This window comes from Streptomyces hokutonensis, from assembly GCF_042751305.1.
GTDB lineage: Bacteria > Actinomycetota > Actinomycetes > Streptomycetales > Streptomycetaceae > Streptomyces > Streptomyces hokutonensis_A.
The window spans coordinates 76,114-100,982 of the sequence record NZ_JBHYWD010000021.1 but is presented as its reverse complement, the minus strand read 5'-3'; the positions used below and the strand labels follow the sequence as shown (position 1 = coordinate 100,982).

At 68.6% G+C, this 24,869-nt stretch carries 25 protein-coding genes; 14 read left to right on the top strand and 11 right to left on the bottom strand.

The window, feature by feature from the left end; translation table 11 throughout:
• Window positions 1-219: 219 nt before the first annotated feature.
• On the bottom strand, window positions 220-1,218 hold the full coding sequence (locus ACFXC1_RS39025; RefSeq protein WP_381251965.1) for an NADP-dependent oxidoreductase: 999 nt from the start codon (window positions 1,216-1,218) through the stop codon (window positions 220-222).
• A 105-nt stretch (window positions 1,219-1,323) separates the two neighbouring features.
• Here ACFXC1_RS39025 and ACFXC1_RS39020 point away from each other — a divergent pair, with 105 nt between their 5' ends.
• A complete protein-coding gene (locus ACFXC1_RS39020; RefSeq protein ID WP_381251963.1) occupies window positions 1,324-1,761 on the top strand; it encodes a MarR family winged helix-turn-helix transcriptional regulator in 438 nt (145 codons plus the stop codon).
• Between the two features lie 32 nt (window positions 1,762-1,793).
• Here the strand turns inward: ACFXC1_RS39020 and ACFXC1_RS39015 are convergent, their stop codons facing one another.
• Complete coding sequence (locus ACFXC1_RS39015; RefSeq protein WP_381251961.1) at window positions 1,794-2,591, bottom strand: SCO2400 family protein; 798 nt, start codon at window positions 2,589-2,591, stop codon at window positions 1,794-1,796.
• 257 nt (window positions 2,592-2,848) lie between these two features.
• Here ACFXC1_RS39015 and ACFXC1_RS39010 point away from each other — a divergent pair, with 257 nt between their 5' ends.
• The 8 genes from ACFXC1_RS39010 to ACFXC1_RS38975 all read left to right on the top strand — a co-directional run bounded on the left by ACFXC1_RS39010 (window position 2,849) and on the right by ACFXC1_RS38975 (window position 13,414).
• On the top strand, window positions 2,849-4,006 hold the full coding sequence (locus ACFXC1_RS39010; RefSeq protein WP_381251959.1) for a mandelate racemase/muconate lactonizing enzyme family protein: 1,158 nt from the start codon (window positions 2,849-2,851) through the stop codon (window positions 4,004-4,006).
• Complete coding sequence (locus ACFXC1_RS39005; protein ID WP_381251957.1) at window positions 4,003-5,007, top strand: zinc-dependent alcohol dehydrogenase; 1,005 nt, start codon at window positions 4,003-4,005, stop codon at window positions 5,005-5,007. The genes ACFXC1_RS39010 and ACFXC1_RS39005 overlap by 4 nt, the downstream gene beginning before the upstream one ends.
• 122 nt (window positions 5,008-5,129) lie before the next feature.
• Window positions 5,130-6,104 (top strand): hypothetical protein, encoded by a 975-nt coding sequence (locus tag ACFXC1_RS39000; RefSeq protein ID WP_381251955.1) that lies wholly within the window; start codon window positions 5,130-5,132, stop codon window positions 6,102-6,104.
• A gap of 261 nt (window positions 6,105-6,365) precedes the next feature.
• A complete protein-coding gene (gene chvE, locus ACFXC1_RS38995) occupies window positions 6,366-7,478 on the top strand; it encodes a multiple monosaccharide ABC transporter substrate-binding protein (RefSeq protein ID WP_093626278.1) in 1,113 nt (370 codons plus the stop codon).
• Window positions 7,479-7,525: 47 nt separating this feature from the next.
• Complete coding sequence (mmsA, locus tag ACFXC1_RS38990; RefSeq protein ID WP_381251953.1) at window positions 7,526-9,076, top strand: multiple monosaccharide ABC transporter ATP-binding protein; 1,551 nt, start codon at window positions 7,526-7,528, stop codon at window positions 9,074-9,076.
• The gene (mmsB, locus tag ACFXC1_RS38985; RefSeq protein ID WP_381251951.1) at window positions 9,073-10,317 is read left to right on the top strand and encodes a multiple monosaccharide ABC transporter permease; all 1,245 of its coding nucleotides are present in this window, start codon (window positions 9,073-9,075) and stop codon (window positions 10,315-10,317) included. The genes mmsA and mmsB overlap by 4 nt, the downstream gene beginning before the upstream one ends.
• 73 nt (window positions 10,318-10,390) lie before the next feature.
• Window positions 10,391-11,545 carry an aldose epimerase family protein gene (locus tag ACFXC1_RS38980; protein WP_381251949.1) on the top strand — a complete coding sequence of 385 codons (1,155 nt, stop codon included), beginning with the start codon at window positions 10,391-10,393 and terminating at the stop codon, window positions 11,543-11,545.
• Window positions 11,546-11,740: 195 nt separating this feature from the next.
• Window positions 11,741-13,414: a pyridoxal phosphate-dependent aminotransferase gene (locus ACFXC1_RS38975; RefSeq protein WP_381251947.1), complete on the top strand. Its 1,674-nt coding sequence runs from the start codon at window positions 11,741-11,743 to the stop codon at window positions 13,412-13,414.
• Window positions 13,415-13,472: 58 nt separating this feature from the next.
• Here ACFXC1_RS38975 and ACFXC1_RS38970 read toward each other — a convergent pair whose 3' ends face one another.
• From ACFXC1_RS38970 to ACFXC1_RS38950, 5 genes are all read right to left on the bottom strand, one after another.
• Window positions 13,473-15,071 carry a methyltransferase gene (locus ACFXC1_RS38970; protein WP_381251945.1) on the bottom strand — a complete coding sequence of 533 codons (1,599 nt, stop codon included), beginning with the start codon at window positions 15,069-15,071 and terminating at the stop codon, window positions 13,473-13,475.
• Between the two features lie 27 nt (window positions 15,072-15,098).
• Window positions 15,099-16,274: a 4-hydroxybenzoate 3-monooxygenase gene (locus ACFXC1_RS38965; protein ID WP_381251944.1), complete on the bottom strand. Its 1,176-nt coding sequence runs from the start codon at window positions 16,272-16,274 to the stop codon at window positions 15,099-15,101.
• 125 nt (window positions 16,275-16,399) lie between these two features.
• Window positions 16,400-17,779, bottom strand: coding sequence for a DUF3500 domain-containing protein (locus ACFXC1_RS38960; RefSeq protein ID WP_381251942.1), 1,380 nt, complete (start codon window positions 17,777-17,779; stop codon window positions 16,400-16,402).
• Between the two features lie 71 nt (window positions 17,780-17,850).
• Window positions 17,851-18,159 carry a hypothetical protein gene (locus ACFXC1_RS38955; protein ID WP_381251940.1) on the bottom strand — a complete coding sequence of 103 codons (309 nt, stop codon included), beginning with the start codon at window positions 18,157-18,159 and terminating at the stop codon, window positions 17,851-17,853.
• Between the two features lie 7 nt (window positions 18,160-18,166).
• Window positions 18,167-18,379, bottom strand: a complete 213-nt coding sequence (locus ACFXC1_RS38950) for a hypothetical protein (RefSeq protein WP_381251938.1) — start codon at window positions 18,377-18,379, stop codon at window positions 18,167-18,169.
• On the opposite strand from ACFXC1_RS38950, the gene ACFXC1_RS38945 reads away from it, so the two are divergent.
• The gene (locus ACFXC1_RS38945) at window positions 18,371-19,507 is read left to right on the top strand and encodes a hypothetical protein (RefSeq protein ID WP_381251937.1); all 1,137 of its coding nucleotides are present in this window, start codon (window positions 18,371-18,373) and stop codon (window positions 19,505-19,507) included. The genes ACFXC1_RS38950 and ACFXC1_RS38945 overlap by 9 nt on opposite strands.
• A gap of 8 nt (window positions 19,508-19,515) precedes the next feature.
• On the opposite strand, the gene ACFXC1_RS38940 is transcribed toward ACFXC1_RS38945, so the two are convergent.
• Window positions 19,516-19,914 (bottom strand): MerR family transcriptional regulator, encoded by a 399-nt coding sequence (locus ACFXC1_RS38940; RefSeq protein ID WP_381251934.1) that lies wholly within the window; start codon window positions 19,912-19,914, stop codon window positions 19,516-19,518.
• Between the two features lie 53 nt (window positions 19,915-19,967).
• Between ACFXC1_RS38940 and ACFXC1_RS38935 the strand changes: the two genes are divergently transcribed.
• From ACFXC1_RS38935 to ACFXC1_RS38925, 3 genes are read left to right on the top strand one after another with little or no spacing between them, the layout of a single operon-like run.
• Entirely contained in the window at window positions 19,968-20,390 is a 423-nt protein-coding gene (locus ACFXC1_RS38935) for a hypothetical protein (RefSeq protein ID WP_381251932.1), read from the top strand.
• 18 nt (window positions 20,391-20,408) lie between these two features.
• Complete coding sequence (locus ACFXC1_RS38930) at window positions 20,409-20,894, top strand: catalase (protein WP_381252081.1); 486 nt, start codon at window positions 20,409-20,411, stop codon at window positions 20,892-20,894.
• Complete coding sequence (locus tag ACFXC1_RS38925) at window positions 20,891-21,373, top strand: catalase (RefSeq protein ID WP_381251931.1); 483 nt, start codon at window positions 20,891-20,893, stop codon at window positions 21,371-21,373. Before ACFXC1_RS38930 ends, ACFXC1_RS38925 begins: the two co-directional genes overlap by 4 nt.
• A 25-nt stretch (window positions 21,374-21,398) precedes the next feature.
• On the opposite strand, the gene ACFXC1_RS38920 is transcribed toward ACFXC1_RS38925, so the two are convergent.
• Window positions 21,399-21,914 carry a hypothetical protein gene (locus ACFXC1_RS38920; protein ID WP_381251930.1) on the bottom strand — a complete coding sequence of 172 codons (516 nt, stop codon included), beginning with the start codon at window positions 21,912-21,914 and terminating at the stop codon, window positions 21,399-21,401.
• Window positions 21,915-22,060: 146 nt separating this feature from the next.
• Here ACFXC1_RS38920 and ACFXC1_RS38915 point away from each other — a divergent pair, with 146 nt between their 5' ends.
• Entirely contained in the window at window positions 22,061-22,828 is a 768-nt protein-coding gene (locus ACFXC1_RS38915) for an intradiol ring-cleavage dioxygenase (RefSeq protein WP_381251929.1), read from the top strand.
• 47 nt (window positions 22,829-22,875) lie between these two features.
• Here the strand turns inward: ACFXC1_RS38915 and ACFXC1_RS38910 are convergent, their stop codons facing one another.
• Both ACFXC1_RS38910 and ACFXC1_RS38905 read right to left on the bottom strand, forming a co-directional pair.
• Window positions 22,876-23,532 (bottom strand): DUF4360 domain-containing protein, encoded by a 657-nt coding sequence (locus tag ACFXC1_RS38910; protein ID WP_381251927.1) that lies wholly within the window; start codon window positions 23,530-23,532, stop codon window positions 22,876-22,878.
• Window positions 23,533-23,900: 368 nt separating this feature from the next.
• Window positions 23,901-24,824, bottom strand: a complete 924-nt coding sequence (locus ACFXC1_RS38905) for a sulfite exporter TauE/SafE family protein (protein WP_381251925.1) — start codon at window positions 24,822-24,824, stop codon at window positions 23,901-23,903.
• Window positions 24,825-24,869: the final 45 nt, after the last annotated feature.

Below are 24,869 nucleotides of genomic sequence, written 5' to 3'. Positions count from 1 at the left end.
GCCGAGAGGCCCAGCGCGCGGAGGCGCGCAGCGCCGAGCACGATGGGCCTCTCGACACCGGCTTGAGGCGCCCCGAAGGCGACCGAACCACAAGAGGTGCGCGCACGGCGCCTTCTCAACACCGGCCCACCTACCCGATGCCTACCCAACACCGGCCCACCTGCGAGGGCGCCTATCAACACCGCCCCACCAACCCGGCGCCCACCCAACACCACCCCGTCAAAGCTTGACGATCATCTTCCCCGTGTTCTCCCCCCGCAGCTGCCCCAGGAACGCCTCAAGGTTGTTCTCGATCCCCTCGACGACGGTCTCCCGGTACTTCAGCTCCCCGGAAGCCACCCAAGCGCCGACCTCCCGGACGAACTCCGGCTGAAGGTCGTAGTGGTCGCCGACGAGGAACCCCTCGATCCGCCCCCGGGTCTGGATGAGCCGCCCGAGGTTCTTCGGCCCAGGAGCCGGCTCGGTGCTGTTGTAGACGGAGATCATCCCGCAGATGGCAATGCGCCCACGCTCGTTGAGCGAACCGATCGCAGCCTCGAGATGCTCACCCCCGACATTGTCGAAGTACACATCGACACCGTCCGGAGCAGCCTCGCGCAGCTGCTGACTCACGGGCCCGTTCTTGTAGTTGAAGGCGGCGTCGAAGCCGTACTCCTCAACCAGCAGCTTGACCTTCTCGTCGGACCCGGCGGAACCGACAACCCGCGACGCCCCCTTGAGCTTGGCGATCTGCCCGACCTGGCTGCCCACGGCACCGGCCGCACCGGAGACGAAGACCGAGTCGCCCTCCTTGAAGGAGGCGGTGCGCAGCAGCCCGGCGTAGGCGGTGAGGCCGGTCATGCCGAGCACGCCGAGGTAGGTGGAGAGCGGGGCGAGGTCGGGGTCGACCTTGACGGCGCCCTTGGCGTCGATGGTCGCGTACTCGCGCCAGCCGCCGAAGTGCAGCACGTGGTCGCCGGCCGCGAACCCCTCGGCGTTGGACTCGACGACCTCGCCGACCGCACCGCCCTGCATCACCTTGCCGAGCTCGAACGGGGCGACGTACGACTTGGCGGCACTCATGCGGCCGCGCATGTACGGGTCGACGGAGAGGTACTTGTTCCGCACCAGCACCTGGCCCTCGCCCGGGGTCCGGGTCTCGGTCTCCACCAGGGCGAAGTCCTCGGGCTTCGGCCAGCCGACCGGACGGCTGAGCAGGTGCCATTCGCGGTTGATCATCACAAGCGCCTTTCCTCAATGCATGGCGTTCAAATACTTCAGTACCTGAAACAACAATGCTCCTGAATATTTCATGTTGTCAAGTAACGGGGTACGCTTGAGTCCATGGCCACACCCGAAAAGACGCGCCGCGCCGACCCCGTGACCCTGGAGGTCGTCGAGCTGATCGGCGATGTCGTGGCGCGGTTCTACGAGGACTACGAGGAGGCGGCGGGCGACCACTCGCTGACCGGCGCGCAGGCGCGGCTGCTGAGTCTGCTGTCGCTCGAGCCGCTGCCGATGCGCAAGCTGGCGCAGAAGCTGAAGTGCGAGCCGTCGAACGTCACCGGGATCGTGGACAGGCTGGAGACGCGGGGGTTGGTGGAGCGCCGCCCCGACCCCGCGGACCGGCGGGTGAAGCTGGCGGCGGCGACGGACGAGGGCAGGCGGGTGGCCCGTAGCCTGCGCGAATCGCTGCGCTTCGCCCGAGAACCACTCGCCGGGCTGTCGGACGACGAAAGACTGGCACTCCGAGGCCTGCTACGACGGATGCTGGAAATCTGACCGTCGGGGCTTGGATGCCCGAGCCGAACGGCTCAGGAGCACCACCACAAGATCTGTTTGCACGTCTCCGAAGGCGACGGCGTGGGACTCGGTTCCGAGGACGAGGGCTCCGAGGTCGGAGTGGTCGTCGGGTCCGTCGTGGATGTCGACGTATGGGACGTGCCGCCGGCGGCGGTCGTCGGTTTCAGCGACGCGGAGGGACTCTTCGTCCCCTTCCCGGACTCCGAAGGCGAGGCGGACCGTGACGCCGACGCGTCCGGGGACGCGGAACCCGTACCCGCCCCCGCGGTCTTCGTGTCGCCCAAGGGCTCGGCCGTACCGCTCGCCTCCGAGGAGGCCGCGCCCTCCGCCGACGCATCCCCCGGGGCCGCGGGTTTCGAGGCCGAGAACGGCGCGTCCGTGCCCAGTTCGGCCAGGCTCAGCCCGCCGGCCGCGAGCACGAAGCCGGCCGTGACGAGGAGGACCCGGCGCCGCCGCCGTCGATGCGCGGCGGCCTTGCGATCGCGACGACTCGCGCCTGGCGCGGCCGGCTCCTCGGCATCGGCATCGGTGCCGGTGTCGACGTCGGCATCACGCCGCCCGCGGTTCCTCCGCCGGGCGGCACGCCCCTCGTGTTCGCCGCCGTGTTCGCCGCCGCGTTCACTGCCGTGCTCCTCGTCCGACTCGTCGGTGTCGGAGGCTTGGTCGCCCCCGCCATCCGTTTGCGAACGCACGTCAACCCCCGCCTCGTAGGGAGGAGTTGACACAACGGGCAATTCGGCAGGCGTGCCGCACCCCGGGCACGCGAGGGCGCCGTTCAGGTGCCGGCCGCAGGGGTGGCAGTAGTCCATGACGCGGGAAGACTAAGTTCCTCACAGGTAACGTTCATAGTCACGTCTGTGAAAGTTGTGCGAGGAACCGCGCGCCGAACCCTGCCGGAACCCGACAAGAACCCCATCGGGACCCAACCTGCGATCGCCCCCCTTGTCGAAACCGTTACTTGTTCGACCCATTGACACCCCACCCCCGCCGTCCTTACTGTCTGCCCAGCATTTCGAACGTGAGCCGAAATTTCGAACAGCACCGAAGAGCACAGGGGGCATCTGCCGTGCGCATCACGGGAATCAGCACGCACGTGGTCGGGACGCCATGGCGCAATCTGACGTACGTCCAAGTGCACACCGACGAGGGCGTCACCGGTGTCGGCGAGACCCGGATGCTGGGACACACCGACGCGCTCATCGGTTACCTGCGCGAGGCCGAGGCAAACCACATTCTCGGTTCCGACCCGTTCGCCCTGGAAGACCTCGTACGCCGGATGAAGTACGGCGACTACGGCCGTGCGGGCGAAATCGTCATGTCCGGCATCGCCGTGATCGAGATGGCCTGCTGGGACATCAAGGGCAAGGCCCTCGGGGTGCCGGTGTGGCAGCTGCTCGGCGGCAAGGTCACGGACAAGGTGAAGGCGTACGCCAACGGCTGGTACACCACCGAGCGGACCCCGGAGGCCTATCACAAGGCCGCCCAGGGCGTCATGGAGCGCGGCTACAAGGCGCTGAAGATCGACCCGTTCGGGACCGGGCACTTCGAACTCGACCACGCGCAGACCCTGTACGCGGTCTCGCTGATCGAGGCCGTACGGGACGCGATCGGCCCGGACGCCGAGCTGATGCTGGAGATGCACGGCCGCTTCTCGCCGTCCACCGCGGTACGGCTCGCGCGCGAACTCGCGCCGTTCAAGCCCGCGTGGCTGGAGGAGCCGGTCCCGCCGGAGAACCTGAAGGCGCTGGAGAAGGTCGCCGCGAAGGTGGACATCCCGGTCGCCACGGGTGAACGCATCCACGACCGCGTCGAGTTCCGCGAGCTGTTCGAGAGCCAGGCCGTCGACATCATCCAGCCCGACGTCGGTCACATCGGCGGCATCTGGGAGACGCGCAAGCTCGCCGCGACCGCCGAGGCGCACTACGTCCTCGTCGCCCCGCACAACGTCGGCGGACCGGTACTGACCGCGGCCTCGCTCCAAGTCGGCTTCTCCACCCCGAACTTCAAGATCCTGGAGCACTTCAACGACTTCGCTGACGCGGAGATCAAGAAGGTCGTCAAGGGTGCCCCGCAGGTGATCGACGGCTACTTCCACCTCTCGGACGCGCCCGGTCTCGGCGTCGAGCTGGACACCGACGCGGCGGCCGAATTCCCGCAGCAGCAGGCGCGGTTCGACCTCTGGGCGGACGGCTGGGAGCAGCGCAAGCCCAAGGGCTCGAAGTGAGCACCGCGGTCGTCATCGCGGCACCGGGCGAGCACAGCCTGGTCTCGCACGAGCCCCGGCAGCCGGACGCCAGTGAGGCGCTCGTACGCGTCCACGCGGTCGGCATCTGCGGCAGCGACCGCGAGGTGTACCAGGGCAACAGGCCCGAGGGCTACGTCCGTTACCCCCTCACGCCGGGCCACGAGTGGTCCGGCACGGTGGAGGCGGTCGGCGCCGGGGTGCCGTCAAGTCTGGTCGGCCGCAAGGTGGTCGGCGAGGGCTTCCGCAACTGCCAGGTGTGCGACCGGTGTCACGCGGGTGAGACGACGTTGTGTACGGCGGGCTACGAGGAGACGGGCTTCACCCAGCCCGGCGCCATGGCCACCACCCTCACCCTCCCCGCCCGGCTGCTCCATGTCCTCCCGGACGGGGCCGACTTGACGGCGGCGGCGCTGCTGGAGCCGGCGGCCTGCATCGCGGCGGCGGCGCTCAAGGCGAACGCGCGGCCGGGTGAGCGAGTGGCCGTGGTCGGCACCGGAACGCTCGGCATGTTCGCGATCCAGTTCCTCAGGGCGAACTCCCCCGCCGAACTCCTGGTGGTGGGCTCCCGCCCGGACCGCGCGGCCCTTTCCGAGCAGTTCGGCGCCACGGACTTCCGTACCAAGAACGAACCGCTCCCCGACGACTTCGACGTGGTGATCGAGACCGCCGGCTCGGCGGACGCGGCCCGTACGGCGGCCGCCCTGCTCCGGCGCGGCGGACGCCTGGTCCTGACCGGCATCCCGGCGCCGGGCGCGGAGGGTCTCGACCCGACCGATCTCGTCGTACGGCAGCTGGAGGTGCACACCGTCTTCGGGGCACCGCCGGACGCCTGGGCGCACACGGTGCGGGTGTTCGGGGCGGGGTTGCTCGATCCGCTTCCCCTGGTCACCCATGAGCTTCCGCTCGCCGAGTTCCCGCAGGCCATCGAGTTGGTGGGGTCCGGCGATCCCAAGGTCGGCAAGGTGCTGCTGCGGCCGTAGGAAACCCCCAGCCGTACGTCGGCACGGGGTGTCCTGACCACCCCGCGCCGGCGTACCACCACAGTTTTTCTCTACCGCGAGCCGCGAACCGCGTCCGATATACCGAACACGAAGGACAGCCAGTGACCGACACCGCCACTGCAGCCCGCAGGCCCGGGGAGCAGGCGCTCTCCGCGCTCGGCCTGGGCGCGCCCGCCCTCGACCCCGCCGACGCCTCGCCGCACACCTTCCCCGGCGGCGGTCGCTGGCGCACCGAGATCCCCTCCTGCGAGGGTCCCGAGGCGCTGGCGGTCATCCTCAAGGAGTCCTCGCGCCTCGACGTGCCGATCCACCGGATCAGCCAGGGCAGCGGTGTGTGGATGCTGACCGACTCCGAGATCACCGAGATGGTCGAGGCGACGGCCGAACGCGACATCGAGCTCTGCCTGTTCACCGGTCCGCGCGGGACCTGGGACATCGGTGGCTCGGTCCGTTCCGACTCGCGCGGCGGGGGTCTGCGCGCCCGGGGTCACGACGCGGTCGCCGGCTGTATCGAAGACGCCGTCAGGGCAACGGAGTTGGGCGTCAAGTGCCTGCTCGTCGCCGACGAGGGGGTGCTGTGGACGCTGCACCGGGCGCGGGTCGCCGGGATCATCCCGGCCGACACCACGCTCAAGGTCTCGGCGCTGATCGGTCCGGTCAACCCGGCCGCGTACGCGGTCTACGAGCAGCTGGGCGCGGACTCGTTGAACGTCCCCAGCGACCTCACGCTCGACCACCTCACCGAGATCCGGCGCGTCTCGGCCGCCCCCATGGACATGTACATCGAGGCGCCGGACGACCTCGGTGGCTACATCCGGATGTACGAGGTCGCGGAGCTGATCCGCCGCGGGGCCCCTCTGTACCTGAAGTTCGGCCTCTCCAAGGCCCCCGGCATCTACCCGTGGGGCACCCATCTCCGTGACGTCACCCTCGACACGGCCCGCGAGCGGGTCCGTCGCGGGCGGCTCGCCCTCGACCTGCTCGCTCGCCACGGGGCGGACGGCGACATGGCTCCCCTCGGGTCCAGGTTGCCGGGGTCTTTGAACCGCTTCCCCGCCGGGGCTGCCACGGCCTGACCGTCGGGGACCGCGGGTGCGTGGGGGCTGGTCGCGCAGTTCCCCGCGCCCCTTATGAACTCGGCCCCGTTTCCAAAGGCACCCCGCATCACCCGCACCTCTTGAACACCTCCCGGTTTCCAGGGGCGCGGGGCTGTATCGAACTGCGGCTCCGCCGCGGGGCGCGACCAGCCCCCACCGGGCCGCGCCACACAACTCAACCGCACCACCCACACACACTCGCTGCACCTCTCAACGACGAGAAGAATGAGGCCAGTTCACATGCGCATCCGCAGAAGTCGCGCCCTTCCCCTCATAGCCGGCGCCGCCACCCTCGCGCTGTCCCTGTCCGCCTGTGGCCAGAGTGGCTCGGGCGGCAGCAAGGAGAAGGAGAGCAGCGCCAAGGGCGGCACGATCGGCATCGCGATGCCGACGAAGTCCTCCGCGCGCTGGATCTCCGACGGCGACAACATGGTCAAGGACCTCAAGGCCAAGGGCTACAAGACCAAGCTGGTCTACGGCGAGGACGACCCGGACACCCAGGTCTCCCAGATCGAGAACATGATCACCCAGGGCGTCAAGGGCCTGATCATCGCGGCGATCGACAACAAGTCGCTGAACAACGTGCTCCAGGAGGCCGCCTCCGCGAAGATCCCGGTCATCGCCTACGACCGCCTGATCCTCGGCACGAAGAACGTCGACTACTACGCCTCCTTCGACAACACGAAGGTCGGCGTGCTCCAGGGCACGTACCTCATCAAGAAGCTCGGGCTGGACAGCGGCAAGAACGGCCCGTTCAACATCGAGCTGTTCGCCGGCTCGAACGACGACAACAACACCAAGTACTTCTTCAACGGTGCGATGAGCGTGCTCCAGCCGTACATCGACCAGAAGAAGCTGGTCGTCAAGTCCGGGCAGACCGAGCTCAACAAGGTGACCACTCTGCGCTGGGACGGCACCAAGGCGCAGAACCGCATGGAGGACATCCTCACCGGTTCCTACAAGACCGGCCGGGTCGACGCGGTGCTGTCGCCCTACGACGGCATCTCCATCGGCATCCTGTCCGCGCTGAAGTCGGACGGCTACGGCTCGGCGAGCAAGCCGCTGCCGGTCATCACCGGCCAGGACGCCGAGCTGGCCTCGGTGAAGTCGATCATCGCGGGTGAGCAGACGCAGACCGTCTACAAGGACACCCGTGAGCTCGCCAAGGTCGCGGACACGATGATCGACGACGTGCTCAACGGCAAGACGCCGCAGACCAACGACACCAAGACCTACGACAACGGCACCAAGGTCGTCCCGGCCTACCTGCTGCAGCCGGTGAGCGTGGACAAGTCCAACTACGAGGACGTGCTGGTCAAGGGCGGGTACTACACGGACGCGCAACTCAAGTAGTTCCGCGGCCCGTTACCCCACCCCACACTTGATTGGAAGGCACGACCATGGCGGGACCCGTCCTGGAAATGCGCTCGATCGTCAAGACCTTTCCCGGTGTCAAAGCGCTCTCGGACGTCACTCTGACGGTCCGTCAGGGCGAGGTCCATGCCATCTGCGGTGAGAACGGCGCCGGGAAGTCCACCTTGATGAAGGTGCTCTCCGGCGTCCATCCGCACGGCAGTTACTCGGGCGACATCCTCTTCGAAGGGGAGGAGTGCCGCTTCCGCGACATCCGGGCCAGCGAGCACCGAGGCATCGTCATCATCCACCAGGAACTGGCGCTGGTGCCGTTCCTGTCGATCGCCGAGAACATCTTCCTCGGCAACGAGCACGCCACGCGCGGGCTCATCAACTGGAACGAGACCCTGCGGCACGGCACCGAACTGCTGCGCCGGGTGGGCCTGAGCGACCACCCGGAGACCCGCGTCGCCGACATCGGCGTGGGCAAGCAGCAGCTGGTGGAGATCGCGAAGGCGCTGTCGAAGAAGGTGAAGCTGCTCATCCTGGACGAGCCGACGGCGGCGCTGAACGACGAGGACAGCGGCAAACTCCTGGATCTCATCCTGGAGTTGAAGAAGCAGGGCATCACCTCGATCATCATCTCGCACAAGCTGAACGAGATCCGCAGGGTCGCCGACTCGGTGACGATCCTGCGCGACGGCCGCTCGATCGAGACGCTCGACGTGAAGGCGCCGGAGACGAACGAGGAGCGGATCATCTCCGGCATGGTCGGCCGCGACCTCGACCACCGCTTCCCCGAGCGCACCCCCTACGCGGGCAAGGCCGAGGCGGCGCCCGCGCTGGAGATCCGCGACTGGACCGTGTTCCACCCGATCGACCAGCAGCGCAAGGTAGTTGACGATGTGTCAATAAATGTGCGCAGGGGCGAGATCGTCGGCATCGCCGGACTCATGGGCGCCGGCCGCACCGAACTCGCCATGAGCGTCTTCGGGCGCTCCTACGGCCGCTACGCCGGCGGCACGGTCCTCAAGGACGGCCAGGAGATCCGCACCAAGTCCGTCGCGGAGGCGGTCGGGCACGGCATCGCCTATGTCACGGAGGACCGCAAGCACTACGGCCTGAACCTGATCGACACGATCAACCGGAACATCTCGCTGGCCGCCCTGAGCAAGGTCGCCAAGCGCGGTGTGGTCGACGAGCAGGAGGAACGGCAGGTCGCCGAGCGGTTCCGCTCCTCGATGAACATCAAGGCGCCGACCGTCTTCGAGCCGGTGGGCAAGCTGTCCGGCGGCAACCAGCAGAAGGTCGTCCTCAGCAAGTGGATCTTCGCGGGTCCCGAGGTGCTGATCCTGGACGAGCCCACGCGCGGCATCGACGTGGGTGCCAAGTACGAGATCTACACGGTCATCGACCAACTCGCCGCCGAGGGCAAGGCGGTGGTCTTCATCTCCTCCGAACTGCCGGAGCTGCTCGGCATGTGCGACCGCATCTACACGATGGCGGCGGGCCGGCTGACCGGTGAGGTGCCCCGGGCCGAGGCCACGCAGGAAGTGCTGATGCGCCAGATGACGAAGGACAAAGAGGTAACGCGATGAGCACGGACGTCACCGACAAGATCCCGGCCGCGGCACCGCCGGGCAAGGACGGATCGGGCGCGGGCGGCGGCCTGTTGCGGCTGGTGCTGGACGGACTGCGGCGCAACATGCGGCAGTACGGCATGCTGATCGCCCTCGGCCTGATCGTGATCCTCTTCGAGATCTGGACCGGCGGGGACCTGCTGCTGCCGCGCAACGTCTCCAACCTGGTGCTGCAGAACAGCTACATCCTGATCCTCGCGATCGGCATGATGCTGGTCATCATCGCCGGGCACATCGACCTGTCGGTCGGCTCGCTGACCGCGTTCGTGGGCGCCTTCGCGGCGGTCCTGATGGTCAATCACCAGGTGCCGTGGCCGGTCGCGCTGGTGCTGTGCCTGCTGATGGGCGCCGTGGCGGGCTCGGTGCAAGGGCTGTTGATCGCCTACGCGGGCATACCGTCCTTCATCGTCACCCTCGCCGGCATGCTGCTCTTCCGCGGCCTCACGGAGATCCTCCTCCAGGGCCAGACGCTCGGCCCCTTCCCGGGCGGCCTGCAGAAGATCGGCAACGGCTTCCTGCCCGCGGTCGGCCCGAACACCAACTACCACAACATCACGCTGCTGTTGGGGCTCGTGATGATCGCCGCGGTGGTGTGGCAGGAGTTCCGCGACCGGCGCCGCCAGCAGGAGTTCTCGCTCGACGTGGCGCCCACCAAGCTGTTCCTGCTCAAGCTCGTGGCGATCGTCGCCGCGATCCTCTGGCTGACCCTGCTGCTCGCCAGCTACGACGGCGCGCCGATCATCCTGATCATCCTCGGTGTCCTGGTGGCCGGTTACGGCTACGTGATGCGCAACACCGTCTTCGGCCGCCACATCTACGCGATCGGCGGCAATCTGCCGGCCGCGAAGCTGTCCGGCGTCAAGGACAAGCGCGTCACCTTCCAGGTGTTCCTGAACATGGGCGTGCTCGCGGCCCTGGCGGGTCTGGTCATCACCGCCCGCCTCAACGCGGCCTCGCCGAAGGCGGGCGACGGCTTCGAACTGGAGGCCATCGCCTCCTCGTTCATCGGCGGCGCCTCCATGAGCGGCGGTGTCGGCACCGTCCTCGGTGCCATCATCGGCGGTCTCGTCCTCGGCGTGCTGAACAACGGCATGAACCTCCTCAGTGTCGGCACCGACTGGCAGCAGGTCATCAAGGGCCTCGCCCTGCTGACCGCGGTCGGCTTCGACGTGTGGAACAAGCGCAAGTCCGGTTCGTAAGTCCAGCCCGGGCCCCGCACGTCTGTCATTCGCACAGCACGGCGGGGCCCCTTCCATGTGCAGGAGCCGCTCAATGGAACTGAACAGACGCACGGTCATTGCAGGCGCCGCAGCAGCAGGCATCGCAGCGAGCGCCCTCGGTACAGGTACGGCGCAGGCAGCCTCGGGAGGCAAGAAGCCCGTGAAGGAACTCTTCGGCACCCTCGCCGACGGGAGCAAGGTCTACCGCTGGTCGCTGGAGAACGGCGGCACCCGGCTCAAGGTGCTGTCCTGGGGCGGAGTCGTCCAGTCCCTCGAACTCCCGGACCGGCACGGCAAGTACGCCAACGTGTCGCTCGGCTTCGACAACATCGCCGACTACGTGGCGAAGACCCCGTACTTCGGCGCGCTCATCGGCCGCTACGGAAACCGCATCGCCAAGGGCCAGTTCACCCTCGACGGCAAGAGCTACCAGCTCTCCGTCAACGACGGGGTCAACAGCCTGCACGGCGGCAGCCAGGGCTTCGACAAGCACATCTGGGACGTGGAGGGCTTCACCGCCGGCTCGGACGTCGGCCTGCACCTCCACTACACCAGCGTCGACGGCGAGATGGGCTACCCGGGCACCCTCAAGGTGAAGGTGACGTACACGCTCAACAAGCACGGCGACTGGCGCATCGACTACGAGGCGACCACCGACAAGGCCACGGTCGTCAACCTCACCAGCCACGTCTACTGGAACCTCGCCGGCGAGGGCAGCGGCACGATCGAGAACCACCAGCTCACGATCCCCGCCTCCCGCTACACGCCCACCGACTCGGGGCTGATCCCCACGGGCGAACTGGCCAAGGTCTCCGCCACCCCCTTCGACTTCCGCAAGACGAAGCCGATCGGCCGCGACATCCGGGCCGCGCACGTCCAGCAGGTGCAGGCCAAGGGGTACGACCACAACTGGGTCCTCGACAAGGGCATCACCGCGAAGCCCGAGCACGCCGCGACCCTGCACGACCCGCACTCCGGCCGCACCCTGAAGATCGCCACCGACCAGCCGGGGCTGCAGTTCTACTCCGGCAACTTCCTCGACGGCACCCTGACCGGCACCGGCGGCCACACCTACCGCCAGGGCGACGCGCTCTGCCTGGAGACCCAGCACTTCCCGGACTCGCCGAACCACGCGAACTTCCCGTCAACGGTGCTGAGGCCGGGGCAGACGTACAGGACGTCAACGATCCACACGTTCAGCGCGTGACCTTCCACGCGTGACCATTTACTACGTGACGCGAGGCTCGGGTCAGGGGTTCCCGAACTCACACTAATTTCACATCCGTTGAACAGTGCCACTCTCGTCTCCGTATTCAAGGGCGGCCCGTGCTCCCCCGCGCGGGCCACCCAAGACGACGGGCCCGGTCGTCCCCGCCGGGCCCGCCTTCATACGGAGGTTCCATTGGCCGACTCCAACGTCACCTCGCTGTTCCGCAGTTCGGCGGCGCACAGCCCGTCGATGGCAGCGCTGGCGCGTGAGAGCGACGGCACCGGCCCCGTGGACTTCTGTATCCCGTGCAACCCGTACTTCCCCACCCCCGCCATGTTCGACCAGATGGCGGCCCGGCTGCGCGAGATCATCACGTACTACCCGAGCAGCGCCGACACCATCACGGCCGAGCTCTGCAATCTGCTCCAACTCCCGCCGAGCTGCGTCGCGATGGGCAACGGTTCGACCGAACTGATCACCTGGATCGACCACTTGATGGTCCGCGAGTCACTCGCCATCCCCGTCCCCACCTTCGGCCGCTGGACCGACCAGCCCATGGAGACCGGCAAGCGGGTCGACATGTTCCCGCTCCAGGAGTCCAACGGCTTCGCCCTGGACCTCGCGCAGTACTCCGAGTTCATCCGCAAGCGCAACACCAAGGTCGCCGTCATCTGCAACCCGAACAACCCCGACGGCGGCTTCATCCACAAGCAGGCGCTCGTCCAGTTCATGGACGCGATGGCCGACCTGGACCTCATCGTCATCGACGAGTCGTTCCTCGAGTTCGCCGACGCCGAGGTCGAACCCAGCGTCGTGCAAGAGGCGATGCTCCGCCCCAACGTGGTCGTCCTGCGCAGCCTCGGCAAGAACTTCGGCCTGCACGGCATACGGTTCGGCTACCTCGTCGCCAACCCCGCCCTCGCCGGCCGTATACGCTCCATGCTCCCGAAGTGGAACCTCAACGCCTTCGCGGAGCACGTGGTGTTCATCCTCAAGGAGCACGGCGCGGAGTACGCGCAGAGCCTCCAGCAGGTGCGCCGCGACCGACTCGACATGGCGAGCCATCTCTCCGCGCTGCCCGGCCTGACGGTCTATCCGTCGCAGGGCAACTTCCTCTTCGTACGCCTTCCCGTGGGCGCCGAGGGAACCGTGGTCCGGGACCGGATGCTCACCGAGCACCGCATCCTGGTCCGCGAGTGCGGCAACAAGATCGGTTCGTCCAGCCGCTTCCTGCGCCTCGTGGTGCGCCCCCAGGTGGACGTGCGTCGCCTGGTGTCCGGCCTGGAACAGGTGCTCTACGGGACCAGGAGGGGAGCTGCCGTACCCGAGCTGAGCACAGGGACCAGCTACAGCTCGGGTACGGCGGCCGTGGACCGGCTCGTCGGCGCGACCAACGGCGCGGGCATGCAGATGCCCGCCGCGATCACCCAGATGCAGCCGCAGCCCGTGCCCATGCAGGCACCGGCGGCCGCGGTGCCTCAGCCTCAGCCGCAGCCCGTGCCAGTGTCTGTGCCTCAGCCCCAACCTCAGCAGCAGCCTCAGTACCAGCCGATGGTGGCCGCGGCACAGGCTCCGCAGATGCCGATGCAGCCTGTTGCGCAGATGCCGGAGCAGTTGGCTCAGGTGTCTCAGCAGATGCCGGTCATGCAGCAGCCTCAGCAGCAGCCGTACGGTACGCCCGCGCCTGCTCCTGTGCCTCAGGGGCCTACACCCACTGGTGTGCCTGCGCGTAATGGGCTTACGGCCGCGCAGGTGCGGGGGGCTACCAGTCCCAACGGGATGCAGAATCTTGCGCCGGCGCCGGCCACTGGGTGGCCCAATGCGCAGAGTTGGCCCAATGCTGCGGGGATGGGGCAGGCCGGTTAGTTGGGCCTCGTTGTCAGGTGCGGGTGCGTGGGGGCTGGTCGCGCAGTTCCCCGCGCCCCTAGATTCTCACGGCGTTGAGTAGCGAGGCCCCCAGCGGCAACGCATAACAACCCTTCACCTCGAAGCCCGTCTTATCCAGCAGTAGGCGGTAGTGGTCCTCGTCCCTCTCCCTTCCTCCTACGTTGCACAGCATGTGGATGTCCCAGGCCACCGCCGTCGGAGTCGGCAACAGGCGTTCCACCACCAGCAGTTGGGCTCCTGGGTGCATTGCCTTGGCGCAGTTGTCGAGGATGGTCAGGCAGCGGTCGTCGTCCCAGTCGTGGAGGACTCGGGACAGGAGGTAGATGTCGCCGCCGGCCGGTACGGACTCGGTGAAGTCGCCCGGTACGAAGGTGCAGCGTTCGGGGAGTTGGGGGCGGGCCGCTTCCAGGGCCTCGGGGCGTTCCAGCAGGACGCCCTCCAAGTGGGCGTGGGCGCGAAGGAGTCGGGACAGCAGGGCGCCGTTTCCGCCGCCCACGTCGACCACGCGTCGTGCGGTCGAGAAGTCGATCAGCGTGGGTACCGGGGCGAACATCTCCGCGCTGGCCGCCATCGCACGGTGGAACAGGTCGCCGAGTTCCGGGTGTTGGGCGAAATACGGGAAGTGGTGCCGGCCGTAGCGGTGGGCGAAGGCTTCCTCGCCGGTGCGTACGGAGTGGGTCAAGCCGGAGAAGGAGTCGTAGAAGGGGCCCGCGTACAAGCGTGCCAGGGGGTGGAGGCTGAACTCCGTCCCTGTGCGCAGGGGTTGGCCCGTGGCGGTGAGGTGGTACGTGCCGTCGGACGAGGTGAGCAGGCCCAGGGAGGTCAGGTAGCGCAGGAGGCGGCGCAGGGCTTCCGGGTGGGTGGCCGTGAGGTGGGCCAGGGTGTCCGCGTCGGTGCCCGGGTGGTCGGCCAGGTGGTCGGCGATGCCCAACTCGGCCATCGTGGCGACCGCTTGGGTGGCCCAGGCTCCCGTCATCACGCCGAGGAGTGAGGTCGTCGGGTCGGGCAGCGGGGTGTGGCGGCCGGGGAGGCGGAGTTCGAAGCGGCGGTGGGTTCGGGTGCGGTGGTAGAGGACGGTGACGTTTTCGTGGCCGTTGTAGCCGCCGCCGTCGGGGACCGCGCCGCCCCGCTCCTGGAGAAGGAGTCGTAGGCCCGCGGGGACCACCGGGCCGGGAGCCGTGACCGCGAAGGCGTGGTGCGACTCGTGGTCGGCGGCGCGTTCGTCCGCTGCTACGGCCTCCAGGGGGGAGTCCGGGGGGACGGGGAGCGCGAAGATCTCCACGCTGCGGGTGCCTGCCGTGACGTGCACGATGGCGACCGGGGTTTCGGCGAGGGTGGGGCCGTAGCGGCGGGCAAGGCGTTCGCGGACCACGACGCTCGGGGTGACGGAGCCGGGTTCGAAGCCCTGGCGGCGGAGTTCCTCGCAGAGGCCGTCGAGGGAGTCGGGGAAGACCAGTACCGCGGTGTGGTCGAAGACCAAGTGGCGGGCCACGTCGGCCCGTTCGGCCGGGGTGAGGTCGGGGAGCAGTTCGGCCAGGACGGCTTCCGTGTCGTGGGCCTCGACGTAGGCCGCGGCGCGCCGGACGCGTTGCACGTCGGCCTCGTCGAGGCGCGCCTGTGCGACGGGGAGGTTCATGTGGGGTCCCAAAGATCGTGGGGAGGGTCAGATGCCGGTGTAGTTCTCGGCGAAGAAGTCCTGGTGCGTGCGGGAGGTACGCAGGCTGTCGAGGCGGGCGTACTGGAGCGCGCGGCCGTAGCGGGCCTCGGCGTCCTCGGCGGTCGGGCCGTGGAGCAGCGTGCTCATCCAGTGGGAGAACTCATGGGCCCGCCAGACGCGGGGCAGGCAGTCGGCCGCGTAGCGGGCGAGACCGCTGTCGTCGTCGCGGGTGAGCACCCGCGCGAACGCCTCGGCGAGCCGTTCCGCCTGGAGTACGGCGAGGTTGGCGCCCTTGGCGGCGGAGGGGCTGATGAGTCCGGCGGCGTCACCGGCCAGCCAGAGTCGTCCGGTGCCCGGCCGGTCCAGAACGTCGGAGCGCAGGTCGACCACCGCCGTCTCCAGGACGGGACCGTCCTTGAGCGGGCCGAACTCGGCTGTCCTGAGCCGGATTTCCAGCTCGGTCCAGATCCGGTCCTCACTCCAGTCGGCGGCATCGGTGCCGCGCGGGCACTGGAGGTAGTAGCGGGTGACGGTCGCCGTACGGGCCATGTGGCCGGCGAAGCCGCGGGCATGCAGGGCGTAACCGACGGCGGCGAGGCTGGGCGGGGCCGCGACCAGGACCGCCAGCCAGCTCACCCCGTGGTCCCGGCGGGCCGTCCGGGTGCCCAGTGCCGCGAGGGCGGCGCGGCCCACTCCCCGGTGTCCGTCGCACCCGGCGACATAGCGCCCGGTGACCTCCGAACCGTCGCGCATCCGCACCCGGGCCTCGGAGATCTCCTCGACCTCGGCGCCGAAGCGGATCTCGCCGCCGCGTCGCAGGTACTCGGCGAGCAGGTCCCGTACCAACTCCTGCTGGGGGTAGACGGTGTGGACCTCACCGCGCCCCAACTCGCCGTAGTCGAGGGTGAATTCACCCTGCTCGCTGCGGAAGAGACAGGTCCGGTGCGTACGGCCCTTGGTCAACAGGCCGGAGTCGAGGCCGTGTCGGGCGAGCACACGGACGGAGTGGGCGGCCAGGAAGCCCGCCCTGGCCCGCCCCTCCACCGCCTCGCGTCCGCGCCGTTCCAGGATCACGCAGTCGATGCCCTGGTCCAGGAGCAGGTTCCCCAGGACCAGCCCCGCCGGGCCCGCCCCGACGATCACCACCCCGGTCCGCGCCCCGGAGTCGAATCGTTTCCCCACAAACACCCCTGATCTTGCTTTTTCGGCCAAGTGGTTTCATATCAGCAAGATCGGGAAGATGAGGAATTCATAACGACTAAATAGTCCTTAAGGCCCAATTGGGCATATGTCACTGGCTGTTGTCGTCAGTGGTCGTTCTCCAGGTGCAGCTTCAGCAGGTCCACGCCGTAGTCGCCGCCGTTGGGGGTACGGATGATGGTGTGGATGTGCTCCTGGGACGGGGTGCCGCCGCCCATGCCCATGCCGCCGCCGGGAGGGCCGCCGGCGTTGGAGCTCGCGCTCGCACTGGCGCCGGCGCTCGGGCTCGCGGAGGACGCCTCGTGGAAGAAGAGCGGGGCCTGGGCGTCGTACTCGATGAGCACGACCGGGCTGTGGATGCGGTAGTAGAAGGCGGAGTCGTCCTTCGTCTCGCCCATCCAGTAGAAGTACGTGTCGTCGAGGTGCTTCTCGACCTCGGTCATCTTGACCTCGGCGTGCCCCTCGTTGACGTAGCCGATGTACACCTGGGCCACGGCGAGCAGCTTCTTCCGCTGTGCGGTGGTGAGTTCGGAGCCGCGCACGCCCGCGTAGGCGAGCTTGAGGTTGTCCGAGCCGGCGCCCGCCTTCATGTCCTCGTTGCCGTTGTCCTGCGAGGAGACCGCCTTGGCGAGCTGCGCCTTCGTGAGCGACCGGATCATCGCCAGGCCGGCCGTCGTCTCCGGCCGGAACAGGCTGATCTTCTCGCCCTTGTACGTGGCCGTGGTCGGCTCGGAGCCCATGAAGGTAGGTGTCATCACGACCTGGTCGCCGAGCACGAAGTAGTTGATGGCGACGTGGTGACCCTCGTACTGGAAACCCCACGGCTTGGTGGTCGACGGGGTGCCCATGAAGGTGAAGAAGTAGTGGCCCTCGGTCAGGGTCTTCTGGTTGCCGCCGTTGGAGTCGCCGAGGAACTGGTTGAGCTTCATGATGTTGCGGGTCTGGGTGAGCCCGTCGGCGGAGAGCGCGACGCCGAGCAGCGCGTACCCGAGGCTGCGCTTCTTCTCCGTGAGGTCGCCCATGCGGACGCCCTTGCGGGCGTAGCCGTCGACGTTGCTCCACGCCGTCCACTCGTCGGCGTCGACGTCGAACGTGCAGGACTTGCGCTCCTTCGCGGAGAGCCCGTCGAGGAACACCTGCGCCGCCTTGACCAGCTTGTCCGTGGAGACGCCGGTCGAGTGGATCGTGAACAGGCCGTCGACGACGTTGCCGTCGGTGGTGACCCCCTTCACGTCCTTGTACTTCACCTGGGAGACCCCGGGGCCCATGCCGCCGCCCCCTCCCCCACCGGCTCCGGGCCCGCCCGAGGGCATCCCGCTCGGGGCGCCGGACTGTGCGGCCGAGGACGAACTCGCCGTGTCCGACGAGTCGTTGGAGCATCCCGTCATGGTCGCCATCGCGGCGACTCCGCCGGCGAGCAGCGCCTTGTTCATGAACCAGCGGCGGCTGCGCTCGGATGCGGGGGTGTGGGGTCGGTGTCCATGCATGGGGATCAGGGTCCATGCCGGACCTGAAGCGTTCTTGTCGGGAACCTGTGAGGAGACGGCTCCGACCGGAGTTACGTGAGCGGTCGGGCTTCCCAGCCGACCCGCTGGGCGAACATCATCATCACGAGACCGGCAATGGCCGTCGGCGTGGTGACGATCGTCAGCACCAGTTCGACGTCCGGGTCGACATGCACCAGCGCGACCACCGCGTGATACAGGACGACAACGCCGAACAACATGTATCCGGAGCCCCACAGTCGAGGCCTGATCACCTTGCCCGCCAGCCAGGGAAGCACCCGCGATGAGGTGACGGCCGTGATGCCCACGGCGAGAGAGAAGAAGGCGGCGGCGAAAAGCAGTACACGCAGGGCTATGATCACTGGCCAATCATCGCACCGGTGAGGCTCCTTGGAAACGGGATAACCAGCGCGGCACGTCGACCTCAGCGCGGACGGTCTTCCCCAGCGGCAGCGGCTCCGGCGACAACTGCGTGGAGATCGCCACCTCCCCCGCCACCTGGACGGAATTCATCCGCGCCGTCTGAGCAATCGCCGCATATGATCTCCGCACCATGATCTGGGGGGAGATCACATGCAGCACGTTTCCACGCCACTCGCCAGAGCTCTCGGCGCGGCGGCCCTGTTGTCGACGGCCGTCGCCTGGGCCGCGGCGGCGTTCCAGTACGACCCGCACCACGCCCGTCTGGACATCCTCGTGCCGTTGGCCCTCGCGGGGGCGTTCGTCGTGGGGTGGCTGGTGGTCTGTCGGGCGGCGCCGCTCGTGAAGCCGATGGCGATGGCCGGTGCTCCCCGGGAGGCGATACCCGGCGCGTTGGGGACGGTGCGGCGGGACTGGGGGCTCGTCGCGACGGCGTATCTCGTCGTCTGGACACCCTTCGCCGCCGCCAACAGCGCTTACGGCGGCCGGGGTTCACAACTCGGTGCCGTGTACTGCGGGCTCACCTTCATCGTCGGCGTGGTGACATCCCTGTGTCTTCTCTGCCTGCTGCAGAGTTATCTCGGCCCCATGCAGCGGATGCTCAAGGAGGACGCCGCCAAGGGTGGTGTCCACGCGGTCCGCGTCCGGTTCGGGACCCCGGTGCTGGAGACGTACCGGTATCCGACGGGGCGGGGCCTCGGCAAGATCGCCGCCCGCACCGCCTACAGCGTCGAGCTGGTGGACGACTGCGACACCGACGGGCAACCGACCGTCCGGCTCCAGGCCATGAATGCCGGTCACAGCAGCGCGGTCGGTGACAAGCACCTCGCCAACGCCGTGGCCCAACTCGGCGGCCACAGTGGCTGGTTGTGCTGGCCTACCCGGTGGAAGGACATCGCCGGGACCAACAAGGAACGTCTGGTCCCCGCCGCGTTCGTCTCCGACTCCGGTCATGTGGTCTGGGGTCAGACCGTGGAGGAGGACTACGCGCCCTTCCTGCGCGACGGTGCCGCCCCACTGCGGGAGACCGACCCCGCGCTCGCCGTCGCGCCGGTGCCGCGGCCCTCCCGGTACCTCCCGGGCGTGCACGCCTGGCATCTGCGCATCGCGGCGGTCGGCGCCCTCTTCGCGCTGCCGTTCCTGCTGGATGTCGTCCCGGACTGGGCCGCCCTGCTGCTGGGCGTGGTCTCGGGAGCCCTGGGCCTCCTCGCGGGGATGACGCTGGACACGGTGCGCATCGACAAGGAACCGTGGACCGTCCGCGCGACGTCACACCCGTCGCTCCAGTGAGCCCGTCGTCACCCCCGGAATCCTGACCGTCTCCCGGCCCGCGCCACGGGTGCCGGCTGCTTGCGCAGGGGGCAGTCCGTGCCGACGCGGGCCGTCAACTCGGCTCGGAGGGCGGCCAGTTCGGCCATGCGGTTGTCGATGATCCGGATCTTGTCGGCGAACAGGGCCGACAGCGCCGCCGCTTGGTCCGGGGTCTCGTTCAACTCCCTGCCGTGCTCTGCGATTTCGGCCAGCGAGAAGCCGAGGGCCTGTGCCGTGCGGACGTATTCGAGCCAGGGGACCGCCTCGGGTGAGTAGTCTCGGTAGCCGTTCGGCTGACGCTCGCTGGTGAGGATGCCCACCTCCTCGTAGAACCGCAGAGAATCCCGGCTCAGGCCCACCCGTGTCGCCAACTCCCCGATACGCATGCCCACATGATGACTTGACCTTGGACCGCACTCCACTGTTTAGCGTCGGCGGCATGAAGATCGCTTCCTATCTCCGGGTCGTGCGGGCCAGTGCCTGGTACGACCTCGTCGTGACCGCCGGCTTCGCGACCCCGTGGACGTACGCGCTGGCGCACGACGCGCTGTCGGCGCTCGGCCGGGACTGGGGGCTGGGCGTGCTGCCCGAACTCGACCCGGTACAGACCCTGTACGCGAATCTGATGGGGTCGGTGGTGGTCGTCTGGGCCGTGCTGCGGCTCGTCCGGCCGTTGGCTCTGCACGGCCTGCTCGACGGGGTGGCCCGTGTGCTGTTCACCGGCTGGCAGGGGTACGCCCTCGCGCACGGTGCCCCTCGGTTCCTGTGGCTGTTCCTGGGTGTGGAGGCGGTGTTCGGCGTGCTCCAACTGGCGCCGTGGTGTCGGCGGGGAGCGGAGTTGCGGAAGTCGCCGGTGCGATGACGCGGGCATGGCTCAGTCATCGTAGGACTCCTCGGTCACCAAGGACGGCATGATCGCGGCACAGGCCGTCGACCGGATCGAGGCCGCGGCGCCACCGCGTCCGCACGACCGCCGTCTGCACGCGCGCGGCGCCGTCTACGACGCGCGCTTCGTGCCAGCGGGCAGGTCTCGCAGTGGACGACCGCCGCCTGCCCCACCGGCGAGTCCGAGGCGGTCGTACGGTTCTCCAACGGGTCGGGCCGCTACGACGCCGACGACCGGGCGCGCGGCGTACGCGGGATGGCCGTGAAGTTTCTCGACGCCGACAAGGGCGTCATGGATCTGGTGGCGGCGACCTTCCGGGTCTTCCCCAGTCACAATCCCGAGGGGTTCATCGACCTCGTCGAGGCGCTGGGCAAGGCGGGCACGGAGGGCGGGCTCGCCGACCGGGCCAAGGGGAAGCTGGCGGCGGCCGGGAAGTTCGCCACCGTACTGGCCCAACACCCGGAAAGCCGGGGGCGTTGAAGTCCTTCGCGGGTCAGCAGGCACCCGCCGGTTTCGCCACCGCACGCTACGACGGCCTGCACGCCTTCGTGTTGGTGGACGAGTCGGGTGAGCGGCGGCCGTTCCGCTACCGGCTCGTGCCCCAACTCGGCGAAGTGGAACTGGAGTCGCCGTACGGCGAGACGCCGGCCCCGGACTTCCTCATCGGCGACCTCGACTCCCGGCTCGCGACGGGGCCGCTCTCCTTCACCCTGGTCCTCCAGTTCGCGCAGCCGGGCGACCCGACCCACGACCCCTCACGGGCCTGGCCCGAGCACCGGCCGCTCATCCCGGCCGGGCAGCTGCACATCACGGCCCGCTCGGCGCGCGAGGACCACTGGCAGCAGCAGGTCTTCGACCCCACCCGGCTCGCCCCCGGCGTGGAACTCTCCGACGACACCATGGTGACCTTCCGCCGCCACGCCTACTCCGTCTCGGCCGAATGCCGCCTGGCTCCCTGACGTGGGGCGAAGCGGGGCCGCGGCATCATCCGGCCCTGCCCCGCCTCCGCTCCCTCCGCCGCGCCTCCCGCCGCTGCTTGCCCGGCAGGGCGCCGACCAGTTCGCCCACCGAGGCGAGGTCGTGGCAGTCGCCCCCGCGATGGCCGCGGCACCACCACACCACCCCGGGACCCCAGCTCTCCCCGTACTCCCAGTCGGCCGTCGTCCCCTCGGGACGCGGATGCGTGCCGAGCTTGTGGAACGGGCACACCGGCCAGGCCTGCCAGAGCAGTTCGACCACTGTCTCCTGCGCCGCCTCCGCGACATGGACGAGAGGATCGGCCTCGGCATCCCCGGGTTCGGACAGACCGTTGCCCTGCGAGGTGCCGTCGGACAGTGCGACGTAGATCTGCTGCTCGCCGATGTCCCCGCCCCAGACCATCAGGACCAGCGGCTCCCGGTCGGGGAAGGTTGCCGCGAAGTCGCGGTTGACGAGGTCGAGCGCGGCGCCCAGGCGCGGGAACTCGCCGGGTTCGGCGCGGCGGGAGTCGAAGTCGTTCACCCCGCGATCCTCTCCCGGGCCATCGCGCCGGCAGGAGTCAGGTATCGGCAGTGGCCATGTCCCGTGTCCTGCAAGGAACTTGACGAAGTGTCACTTTGCCAACCCCACAGCTGACCGACAGACTCCTTACCTAGGATGCCGTGTTCATGACAGACACTTCTGGAGCAACCAACCCGATCGGGCGCCGCACCGTACTGATCGCCACCGGCACCACGGCCGCCGTACTGGCCGTAGGCGCCGCCGCGCCCGAAGCCCCCACAACCCCCACCACCACCCCCGCCGCAGCCACAGCCGCAGCCGTCTGCACCCTCACCAAGGAGATGACCGAAGGCCCCTACTACCTCGACGGCGCCCTCGTCCGCGCCGACGTCACCGAAGGCAAGGCCGGCCTCCCGCTCAAGCTGGCGCTCACGGTCGTGAACGACAGCACCTGCGCCGTCATCCCCAACGCGCTCGTCGAGATCTGGCACTGCGACGCGCTCGGCGAGTACTCCGGCTACGTCGGCAACAACGGCCACAGCGAGGCGGACGACGGCACCTTCCTGCGCGGCGGCGTCCTGACGAACTCCGCCGGACTCGCCAACATCACCACGATCTACCCGGGTTGGTACCGGGGCCGCTGCGTGCACATCCACGTCAAGGTGCACACCGGCGTCACACTCACCTCGGACGGCTCGTTCACCGGCGGCCAGGAACTCCACACGGGCCAGCTGTTCATCGACGAGACGATCACGTCCGCCGTCGCCAAGATCTCGCCGTACTCGACCAACACGGTCACCCGCACCACCCTCGCGCAGGACTCGATCTACGACGACGGAGGCGCCGCGTCCGGGCTCATGACCCTTACGGCACTGGGGAGTTCGACGTCGTCCGGCTACACCGGCACCCTCACCCTCGGCGTCCAGCAGAGCTGAGCCCAAGGGGGTGGCCCGCGGTGCGGGACGGGCCACCCCACCTCACCTCAGGAGGCCGGGCACTCCTTCCACGCCATGTGGTACACGGTGCTGATGTCGCCGTCCGTCGAGTCCATGGTCATGAAGCTGACCGCGCTGGACGACGAGGTGCCGGCGGCCACCCGCAGCTCCGTGTTGATGTTGAAGTTGCGCTGAACTCCGCAGGGCGCCCAGACCAGTTGGGCCCAGTCGGTGCTGTCGGTCGCCTGCCAGTTGTCGTCGTAGGGGCCGTTGAACGGGTGGTTCTTGGACGCGGTGCTCGACGAGCCCTGGAAGTAGTACGAGGCCTTCTGCGCACCGCTCGCACCGCGCTGGAGCGAGGCGAAGCCGCGGTAGTCCACGCTCGCGATGGCGTAGGTGAAGCCCTGCGGGACGTGGACGACCAGGTTGAGCTGGCAGTTCTTGCGGAACGCCGTGGGATCGGAGTTTCCGCCGACCTGGGCGAGATACGCGCTGTAGGTCACCGTGAAGGCGGTGTTGTCCTCGGAGACGGCGACGGCCGTCGTGCCCTGCGGGCAGCCCGAGCCGTTCACGGTCGCGACGTTGATGACGATCTTGTCCGGCGGCGGGTCGTCGAAGACGGGCGACGACGAGTGCTGCACGGACGGCAGCGCGGTGGCGAGCAGTGCGGCGACCGCACCACTCAGGAGGAGCCCACCAGGCACGGTTTCTCCTTGGGTTGGGGGGTGGCTGTGCCCCAGGTCCTTGAAGACCCAATCTTTGAAGAACCAATCTTTGAAGAACCAATGAAGTTCCTGTGAAGACCGACGGGGCGCTCGCATCGTAGGAAGCCGCACACGGAACGGTCAGGGCGAACTCAGGCCATTCACAGTCGCGCCTTTCACACTCTCTCCACAGTGTGCGAACTCTGTGGAAATAAGCGGGCGTTGGCCGATCCGTCCCCAGGCCCTTCACAGCCGCACATCAAGGAACTCTTCAGGTGCGGCCGTAACTTCGCTGTCCATGACGGTGGGCGTCAGCGCTACTCGACCGGGAGGCAGTTGATCGAAAAGCACTGATCGGCGAGCGCCGATCACACCCTGACGGGCTGCCGCCCTTCGGCGGACTCGGACTCGGTCCGCGCCCTCCTCGCCTCGTCCCGGCGATGGGCACGGACCGAGTACGCCAGAGCGGCAGCCCACATCCCGTACAGCACGACGTATGCCCAAGCGCTCAGCGCGCCCGGCGCGCCGATCCAGTCGCCGTGCAGCAGCGTACGGACGTTGGTCACGACGATGATCCCGCCGACCGCCGAGCCCAGCACCCGGGGCGGCACCAGCCGGACCAGCCAGGCGGCTACCGGCGCGGCGACCACCCCGCCGAGCAGGAAGGCGATCACCCAGGTCCACTTCAGCCCCTGGGACCCCAGCGAGAACAGAAAACCGAGGCTCGCCGCCACCGCGACCAAGAACTCGCTGGTGTCGACCGACCCGATCACCTTGCGCGGCTCCATCCGGCCACTGGCCAGCAGCGCGGGCGTACCGACCGGCCCCCAGCCGCCCCCGCCGGTGGCGTCCAGGAACCCGGCGACGAGGCCCAGCGGCGCCAGGAACCGCTTCCGCAGCGGCTTGCCGAGCCGCCCCTCCGGCAGCCCCTTGAAGGTGAACCGCGACATGACGTACACACCGAGCCCGAGCAGGATCAGCGACATCACCGGCTCCGCGACCTCCGTCGAGAGCTTCGACAGCACGGTCGCCCCCAGGAAGGACCCGACCGCGCCGGGCACGCCGATCCGCACGACGACCTTCCAGTCCACGTTCCCGAACCGCCAGTGCGAGGCCCCGGACATCAGGGTCGTACCGATCTCGGAGAGATGGACCGTGGCGGAGGCGGCGGCCGGATTGGTCCCCATGGCGAGCAGCAGCGTCGTCGAGGTGACTCCGTAGGCCATGCCGAGGCTGCCGTCCACGAGCTGGGCCCCGAGGCCCGCGAGGGCGAGCAATATCAGCGTGCGCATGTCGTGCGTCCCGTCCGTTCCGGCTTTCCCACCGATTGAGTAGGG